Here is an 8,310-nt window from a genome sequence, read left to right on the forward strand (position 1 = left end):
CCTTTGACGCTGAGTCGTCGCTGGGGGCTGTCGAAGAGGAACCTCCGAGTTCCCCGACGGCGCTCCAAATTTCCCCCACTCTTCCGACCAATCGCCTTGGTCACCTGCCTTACCTGAAAATTCTGGGTGCAGAGTCGTCTCTTGAATCGGTGGAACCGCCGGTTGTTACGCGGCGGGTAAAGACCGATCCCCGTGTTCGACAGTTTCGTCGAACCTTCTTCCGCGATGTCCCCGACAAGCTCTGGAACGACTGGCACTGGCAGATCAGCCATCGGATTCGAACGCTTGTCGACATTGAGCGGATGCTCCTGTTGTTGCCTGACGAGCGCGAAGCACTGGAACAAGCCGGTGCCAAGCTCCCCGTGGGCATCACGCCTTATTACATGGCGCTCATTTCGCCACATAACCCGGAAGACCCGTTGAGGAAAACGGTCATCCCCCGAACGGCCGAGTTTGTTCGCTCGGCTGGTGAGGCGGACGATCCCCTGGGCGAGGACGACGACAGCCCGGTGCCGGGAGTTGTCCACCGCTATCCTGACCGGGTACTTTTCCTGGTGCATGACTTCTGCTCGACGTACTGCCGGTACTGCACGCGGAGCCGAGTTGTCGGCCACGGCGAGATTAAGTCCAGTCCCGAACGAATCCAGATGGGGCTGGATTACATTCGCCGTACACCGGCGATCCGGGATGTGCTGCTTTCCGGCGGTGATCCCCTAACCTTGAGCGACGAAAAGCTGGAGTGGATCCTGCGGGAATTGCGGAAAATTCCCCATGTGGAGTTTGTCCGCATCGGGACCAAAGTCCCCGTGGTGCTTCCCCAGCGGATCACGCCCCAGCTTTGCCGGATGCTCAGGCGTTATCACCCTCTGTGGATGAGTATCCATTTCACCCATCCGGACGAGTGCACCCCGGAAGTTTTTACTGCGTGCACGCGGCTGGCAGATGCCGGGATTCCTTTGGGTTCCCAAACGGTCCTGTTGCGCGGGATCAACGACAACGTGGAGACGATGAAACGGCTCGTCCACGAGCTGCTGAAGATGCGGGTACGTCCGTACTACCTGTACCAGTGCGACCCGATCAGCGGCTCGGCTCACTTCCGCACGCCCGTCTCCAAAGGTTTGGAGATCATCGAAGGGTTGCGGGGATTCACGACGGGCTACGCTGTTCCCACGTACGTCATTGACGCTCCCGGCGGTGGGGGCAAGGTCCCGTTGCAACCCAATTATGTGGTAGGTCGTGACGGCGATGACTTACTCATTCGTAATTACGAAGGGCGGATCTTCCGTTATCCAGATCCCCTTGATTCACCGGCAAAGTGAGACAAGGAGCACTGGATCATGCAAGAAGCGGAGTCGCTCTGCGCACGCTGCGCGCGGCTCGGTAAGACCTGCTGCCAGACGTGCGAAATCTACGTGACGCCCGGTGATGTGGCGCGCATCGAAGCATTCACCGGCCAAACCGGATTCTACGAGTTCCGTGTCCCAGACAATCCGGTGTACCTCGATCAGGACGACGATCCTGAGTGGGTTGCGTGCGTGTTCCGCCCCGACAGTTCACGCCGTGTACTCAAGCGGAAAGCCGACGGCGATTGTGTGTTTCTAGGACCAAAAGGCTGCCAGCTTCCGTTGGAGGTTCGGCCCCTGGTGTGTCGGCTCTATCCCATCAACTACACGGCGCGGGGGTTGGAACCGGAGCTGGCCAAGGGTTGCCCCGTGCAGCTTTTGCCACCCGGCGTGGGGCTGCTGGAGGCCCTGAACATGAACCGGGCCCAGGCAGAAGTGTGGCACCGACAACTTTATGCGGAGATCCGGCTGGAGCCCCATGCCCGCCCCGTGGGACCCGGGGCTCCGTCCTCACCACTGGCGACCGATGAGACAGCTCACCGGCGGGTGGACGTGCCGGTGGCCACCGAGAAGGCGGACCTTGCGCAACCCACGCCTATGGCCGCTGCCGAGCGCCCCATCGTGAGCGGCAGTGCTTCTCTGGGAGAACCCCAGGGAGCGTCACCGCCTTACCCCGTCACCAAAGCGCCTTGAAGCGATGAAGACGGGTACCACCTATTCGCTGCATCCCGCTGCACCCGGAAAGGGACAGGCTCTTGCCTGTCCCTCCCGGGATGTGGTGTTTCTTGAAAGCCTTTATCAGGATTTATTGGAAAGAGCGCTCTGGCCCGATTGTTGCAATCATTAAGGGAGCTCTCCATGCGCATCGGCTTGACCTACGACCTGCGGAGCGAATACCTGGCCGAGGGGTTTTCCGAAGAGCAAACCGCGGAATTTGATCGCGAAGAGACGGTCACCGCGATTGAAGAGGCCATTCGGGCGAACGGGCACGAGGTCGATCGTATCGGACGGATCACTTCCCTGGTCCGGCGTCTCGCCAGCGGCGACCGATGGGACCTTGTTTTCAACATCGCCGAAGGTCTCTACGGTCTGGCCCGGGAAGCGCAGGTCCCGGCCCTTCTGGAGGCTTATCAGATCCCCTACACCTTTGCCGATCCGCGGGCCCTTATCATCAGCCTGGACAAATCCCTGGCCAAGACGCTCATTCGAGAGGCCGGTTTGCCCACACCGACCTTTGCCGTGATTCGCTCTTCTGCCGACCTTTCCCGTGTTGAGTTGCCCTTTCCGCTATTTGCCAAGCCGCTGGCGGAGGGCACAGGCAAAGGAATCTCGGAGAGTTCTCTCATCCTCGACGGCGGGCAGCTTAACAGCGTCTGCCACCAGCTCCTCAACCAGTTCCGCCAACCCGTGCTGGTGGAGCGCTACCTGCCGGGTCGAGAATTCACCGTCGGCCTGCTGGGCACCGGCGACTATGCTCGCGTGTTGGGAACTCTGGAGGTGATCCTCAAGCCCCAGGCCGAAGCCCACGCTTATTCCTACGTGAACAAAGAGCGCTGCGAAGAGCTGGTGGAATATCGGTTTGTTTCTGGGAAAGACGATCCCCAGGTTGCCGAAGCCGAGCAAATCGCCCTGGAAGCGTGGCGGGTCCTGGATGGCCGGGATGCGGGTCGGGTGGACCTGCGCTGTGATGAGGAAGGTCGGCCGCAGTTTTTGGAAATCAACCCACTGGCCGGACTCCATCCGACGCATTCCGATCTTCCCATGATTGCCACCGCCGCCGGTATGAGTTATCACGATCTCATCGGAGCGATCATCGAATCGGCGTTGCAGCGGCTCGGACGTGACCATGCTCCTGTCCACGCCATTTGCTGAACTGTTGAGAAGTCAGAGATGCGGGTGGTCGTCGTTCATCAAGAAGTAGCACCCGAAGCGCCGGAAGATGAGCGGGACGTTCTTACTCAGGCACAGACCGTGGCAGAAGCCCTTCGCGAGCTTGGACATGAGGCCATCGTCGTTTCAGCCGGGACCACCCCCGTGGAACTTCGCACACGAGTTCGTGAGCTTCACCCCGACGTGGTGTTCAATCTCGTAGAATCCGTTTATGGCAGCGACCGTTTCCAGTACCTGGCGGCCCGGGTGCTTGAGGAGCTCTCCATTCCCTTCACCGGCAACGGTTCCCGGGCTTTGCTTTTGACAGGGGACAAGCGTCTGACCAAACTTCTTCTCGCAAAGTCAGGCGTGCCCACGCCTCGGTGGATATGTGGCTCGGAGATCGTGCAGAACCCGGATCGGCCGGAAGAGCCCCGGCTGTTACAGTACCTGGAAGAATTTCACCGAATTGGGCGTCTGGAAGGAGATATTCCCTCGGAAGCGCGTTTTTTACTCAAGTCGGCCTGGGCCCATGCCTCCGCCGGCCTGGTGGAACGGCTCTGGGAAGCATCCAGAACCGAACAAAGGGAAAGAATCCAAACCGAGATTGCCGCACGCACAGCCGCCACCGGTGAACCGTGGTTCGCAGAGGAGTATATCGATGGCCGGGAGTTCAACCTTTCCCTTTTGGGGACGGCCCGGGGTCCGGTGGTGCTTCCCCCAGCGGAAATTGATTTCTCAGCTTTTTCGCCGCGGCAGTTGCGGATCGTGGGGTATCGGGCAAAGTGGGATCCGGATTCGTTCGAGTATCGCGCAACTCCCCGGCGTTTCGAGTTCCCTTCTGAAGACTCTCCGCTTCTGCACCGGCTGAACGATACCGCCCTGGCATGCTGGCGACTGTTCGGTCTAGCCGGGTATGCCCGCGTCGATTTCCGAGTCGATCCCGAGGGCACACCGTACGTTCTGGAGATCAATGCCAACCCGTGCCTCAGCCCGGATGCTGGATTTCCCGCCGCCGCAGTTCAAGCGGGCCGGTCTTTCGCACAGCTTGTTGGCCTGTTGCTGGAAGACGCCCTGGCACGGTCACGTGCGCAAACGTGACGTCCCAAGAGGTAGCAAGTGCCACCCATGACAGGTTATCCAATCGATCCGGTTCCTCACAAACCGGGAAACACGTCTTTGCCATAAAGAGGCATGTAGCGGTAATAGACTTCGAGGATCATGACGGCCATGGCGGTGGTGTAGAGCCGACCCCCCACCCGGGAATGCGGGTCGTCGAAGTACCAACTTCCCGCCTCGTGGCCCTGATTAGCCTGTGTTTTGATGAGAAACTCTCGCATCACGTCGTTCCAGCGCTTCCAATCGGAGCCGCCCCAGTGCCGCATCACCTGAGTGGCGTAATAGTCGTAGTAAAGGTCGGTTTCTGAAGGTCCCCATTCCGCCAGATGGGCGATGCCACGAGCAAGAGGCGGATGCTGCCGGGGCCAGCCCGCGTACATTCGGCAAAGCAGGCCGATGGCGGTTGTGCTGTGTCGAGGATTGCGATCCTGATAGCCGTAAAGGGCACCCTCGTCGCTGGCCACGCTATCCAGAAACCGCTGGGCCGCGTAGTGCACCGAGCGATCGACCTTCAGGCCTGCCATCTCAGCGCTTTTGAGGGCCATGAGCTGCCAACCGGTGACTGTGGTGTCCCCCGGTTCTCCCGGCCGATAGCGCCATCCACCCCCCGCTTTGTCCTGAGCGTACTCGATGAATCGAACGGCTTCTTGGGCAGGCTGCCTCAAAGCGGGGTCTTTGGTCATGGCGAATGCCTCACAAAGGGCAATGGCCACCAGCCCTTGCGCGTACATGCCATTTTTCATCCCTTCCTGAAAGTCGAGTCCTTTGTCGGTCTGCCGTCCGCGCCGCAGGAGGTAATACAATCCCCGGTGAACCGTGTCGATGTAGGGCCCGCTATGGTGAGTGTATCCAGCGCCCAGAAAAGGCAGGATCGCGAGTGCCGTAGCAGCGGTCGTACTCGGCTCTGTTCCCGGATTACGGCAGTATCCCCGGCATGAATGAACCTTCAAATCAAATCGCCAGGAACCATCTTCCTCCTGATGGACCGCAATCCACCGCAGACCTCGTTCCACCGCCTCTTCACTCTCCGCCGAACCGTCTCCCTGAATGGCGAGCTTGGCCCGCATCTCCGGCGTGCGACCTTCCAGACCACCCCCGCTGGGACGGTCTAGATGCGATAGATAGTCGGGCTCCCCGTTGCCCCAGGGACGAGCAGGATCGAGTGGGCCGGTATTGCGCGCGCCCGTGGTGGTACTCTGCTCGTTTCCTTCCTCGTCGCCCAAAATACTCACCGTGGCTGGCGTTAGCGCGAAAGATTGTTCCGTAAGGAACGACTGCTCCTCGGGCCGTTTCTCCAGGATGAGGTCGCTCTCCAGCAAAGGTGCATTGACCGCTAGATTTGCTGTGGCTACCAGCTCAATGCCGCTCAATCCTTGCGGCGTGTGAATGATCCACAGGGAGAACACGACCAGAAGAACGGCGTGGACAACGGCACTCGCGAAGAAACTCACCAGTCCCCGACGCCATTCCCGCTTCGAGGGAACGGCTTCACGCAGCGCCGTCCCTTCTTCCGCAGGCAGCATGGATTGAATCTGCTGCGATTCAGCGAGGGCTGGCGGTTTCACCAATGGCACGCGGACGGCCGTCCATTGAGGACGCTCCTGCGACTCACCTTGCCCAGCCGATTGTCCCGATTGACCGGAGCGAACATGTTTTTCCGAAGGAACCGGGCATGGCGATCCTGACGATTCTTTTGATGGTAGCGAGGCTTTTTCGGCCGACGGGAAGCCGGCTGGCTGGAAATCACCCTCCGGCTGTCGTCGCGGCTTTTCCTCGCCCATGGCGCTTGCTCAAGTGTGCACAAGATGGACAATCTAGGATACTTCGAGAAATTATATCACGGGATTAGGCAGCTCCCCGGACTGGCAGATGCGAGTCAATCGCGGGTAGTTGGGCACGGCAGGACGGCTCTTTCTGCCCACCGGTCACGAGGCTCACCGGCGAAACATCTCCTGTCCTGCCATGCGGGTCATTTCCCCCTGGAAACGAGGCAGCGGGGCAGCGGTGCGGGGCGCTTGTTGAGGCTGAATTTGGGCCGTTAGCCGCTGTGCCGCGTCCGTATTCCCCGCCTGGGCATAGCATTCGGCCGCCAGAGCAAGATACGGGGCGGAGTCTCGCGACCTCTGGGCAGCCTGAAGGTAGGTGGCAGCGGCGTCTGCGTAGCGTCCCAGCATGCGATAAGCCTCGCCAAGCGCAGCCAATTGCTCAGGTGGTTCGTCACCCGGCGAGTATCCTTGGAGAATTCTTTGCCGAACTGCCAGCACCTGTTCCCAATCGCCCTTCACCCGATATGCTTCGGCGATCCAGTGGAGGGCATCTCGGTCGTCCGGGCGGAGTCCCAGCACCCGGTAAAATGCGCCCAGGGCTTCGTCCGGACGGTTCTTCATGAGGGCGATGCGCCCCTGAATCAGCCAGGCCGCGGGACTTTTCGGAGCTACCGCGATCGCAGACCGCGCGTGCCGTTCGGCCTGATCCAGCCGGCCCAACTCCACGAGGAATTCCGCCATCTGAACGTGGAGATCGGGATTCTGGGGGGCGGAGTCCAAAGCCATCTGAAGCTGCTGGAGGGCCTCTTCCCGCTTGTTGCACTGCCAGAGGACCCGGGCATAGTTCGCTCGCGCCTCCACGTCAGTCGGACAGGTGCGCAACGCCTGAACAAGCAGGCGGTCGGCCTCCTGAAGGTCACCCCGCTGCAGGGCGTAGTGCGCCTGCTGGCTGAGCAAGCGACTCTGCTCGAGCAGCCGCGTCGCCATCAGCTCCCGATGCATCAAGCGGCACCCCGACCCCGCAAGCAAAGCCGAGGCGATAACCACCAGTTTCGCGCACCGGGTACAATAGGGCATAGATCTGTGCTGGTTAAAACTGTTTCCCGTGCTTAAGGATCACCGGCCTGGCGATGTTACCAACTGTCGCCCGTTAGCCATAGGTCATCTTGGAACGAACCCCCCACACAAACCGGGGCAATTAGGAAGAACAGAAAAACTAGGTCAAAACCATGCCGGCAGAATACAACAACCGCGGGATCCGCTTCCAGTATCCAGAGAACTGGCGAGTGGAAGAAGACGATTTGTGGACGGGCCACCATTCCGTGACGGTCTATAGTCCGGAAGGGGCCTTCTGGTCCGTCAGTATTCATCCGCGGGACACCGATCCCCAAAAACTGGCCGATGCCGCCGTTCAGGCGATGCGTCAGGAGTATGACACGCTGGAGGTGGAATCCTCACCGGTGACGATCGGCAATCGCCAGTTGATCGGTTACGAGATGAACTTTTTCCATCTCGATCTCATCTGCACAGCGCAGGTCCATTGCGTCCGTACGGAACAAGGCACCTATGTCTTTTTCGCCCAGGGCTGGGATCGCGAGTTCGAAAAGCACGCGGCCGTTTTTCAGGCCATGACCACGAGCTGCCTGAGTTATGTGAAAAAACTCTCGTACTGGGATTAAAATGTTTCGTTCCCGGCGGATCGTCGGAGGGTTTCCATGCTCTTTTCTCCCACGGGCGTCAGAACGAGCCAGTTCTCACCCCGCGGAGCTCGGACGGGTCGCTCCCGTACAAACTACCAGTTTGTCCATCCCACAGGCTGGGCCGGCTGTTTCCTGATGGTTCTGACGGCCGTTTTTGTAGGCTTGAGCGATAGCCAAGTATTGGCCCAGGCGCCAGGAGCGGACGTCTCCGGCCGGCGGTATCCCGGGTTCCCGATTGACGATGCGCGATTACTCCAAGCTGGTCTTCACAAAATCGCCTCCGCTCGACTCACGCTTTATACCGATCTTCCGCTCACCCCAGAAATCGAGGAGCTAGGACCGGTTTTTGACGCGGCTTATCCACAGTGGTGCGCGTTTTTCGGCATCACACCCGATAGCCGCTCCTGGAAGATGACCGGCTTTTTGATGAAGGATGCCCGACCTTTTCGCGAGTTGGGTGTGCTTCCTGCGTGGCTGCCGCCATTTGCCAACGGTTTTTCCGTGGGCAACGTG

At 60.0% G+C, this 8,310-nt stretch carries 7 protein-coding genes and 1 pseudogene; 6 read left to right on the forward strand and 2 right to left on the reverse strand.

Annotated features, from left to right (window positions below; translation table 11 throughout):
* The 4 genes from ABJK56_RS00755 to ABJK56_RS00770 all read left to right on the forward strand — a co-directional run.
* Nucleotides 1–1,319 (forward strand): KamA family radical SAM protein (locus ABJK56_RS00755; protein ID WP_347242758.1); only part of this gene is annotated, 1,319 nt, incomplete at its 5' end.
* A gap of 18 nt (nucleotides 1,320–1,337) precedes the next feature.
* Nucleotides 1,338–2,036, forward strand: a complete 699-nt coding sequence (locus ABJK56_RS00760) for a YkgJ family cysteine cluster protein (RefSeq protein WP_347242759.1) — start codon at nucleotides 1,338–1,340, stop codon at nucleotides 2,034–2,036.
* Nucleotides 2,037–2,201: 165 nt separating this feature from the next.
* On the forward strand, nucleotides 2,202–3,215 hold the full coding sequence (locus tag ABJK56_RS00765; protein WP_347242760.1) for a D-alanine--D-alanine ligase: 1,014 nt from the start codon (nucleotides 2,202–2,204) through the stop codon (nucleotides 3,213–3,215).
* An 18-nt stretch (nucleotides 3,216–3,233) separates the two neighbouring features.
* A complete protein-coding gene (locus ABJK56_RS00770; RefSeq protein WP_347242761.1) occupies nucleotides 3,234–4,313 on the forward strand; it encodes a hypothetical protein in 1,080 nt (359 codons plus the stop codon).
* A 56-nt stretch (nucleotides 4,314–4,369) separates the two neighbouring features.
* Here the strand turns inward: ABJK56_RS00770 and ABJK56_RS00775 are convergent, their stop codons facing one another.
* Nucleotides 4,370–6,112 (reverse strand): prenyltransferase/squalene oxidase repeat-containing protein, encoded by a 1,743-nt coding sequence (locus tag ABJK56_RS00775; RefSeq protein WP_347242762.1) that lies wholly within the window; start codon nucleotides 6,110–6,112, stop codon nucleotides 4,370–4,372.
* Nucleotides 6,113–6,265: 153 nt separating this feature from the next.
* Entirely contained in the window at nucleotides 6,266–7,099 is an 834-nt protein-coding gene (locus ABJK56_RS00780) for a tetratricopeptide repeat protein (RefSeq protein ID WP_347242763.1), read from the reverse strand.
* Between the two features lie 227 nt (nucleotides 7,100–7,326).
* Here ABJK56_RS00780 and ABJK56_RS00785 point away from each other — a divergent pair, with 227 nt between their 5' ends.
* Together ABJK56_RS00785 and ABJK56_RS00790 are read left to right on the forward strand one after the other, a co-directional pair.
* Nucleotides 7,327–7,776, forward strand: coding sequence for a hypothetical protein (locus ABJK56_RS00785; RefSeq protein ID WP_347242764.1), 450 nt, complete (start codon nucleotides 7,327–7,329; stop codon nucleotides 7,774–7,776).
* Between the two features lie 36 nt (nucleotides 7,777–7,812).
* Nucleotides 7,813–8,310 (forward strand): annotated as a pseudogene (locus tag ABJK56_RS00790) (hypothetical protein); the annotation flags it as partial.

It is taken from the genome of Thermogutta sp. (genome assembly GCF_039793925.1).
Lineage (GTDB): Bacteria > Planctomycetota > Planctomycetia > Pirellulales > Thermoguttaceae > Thermogutta.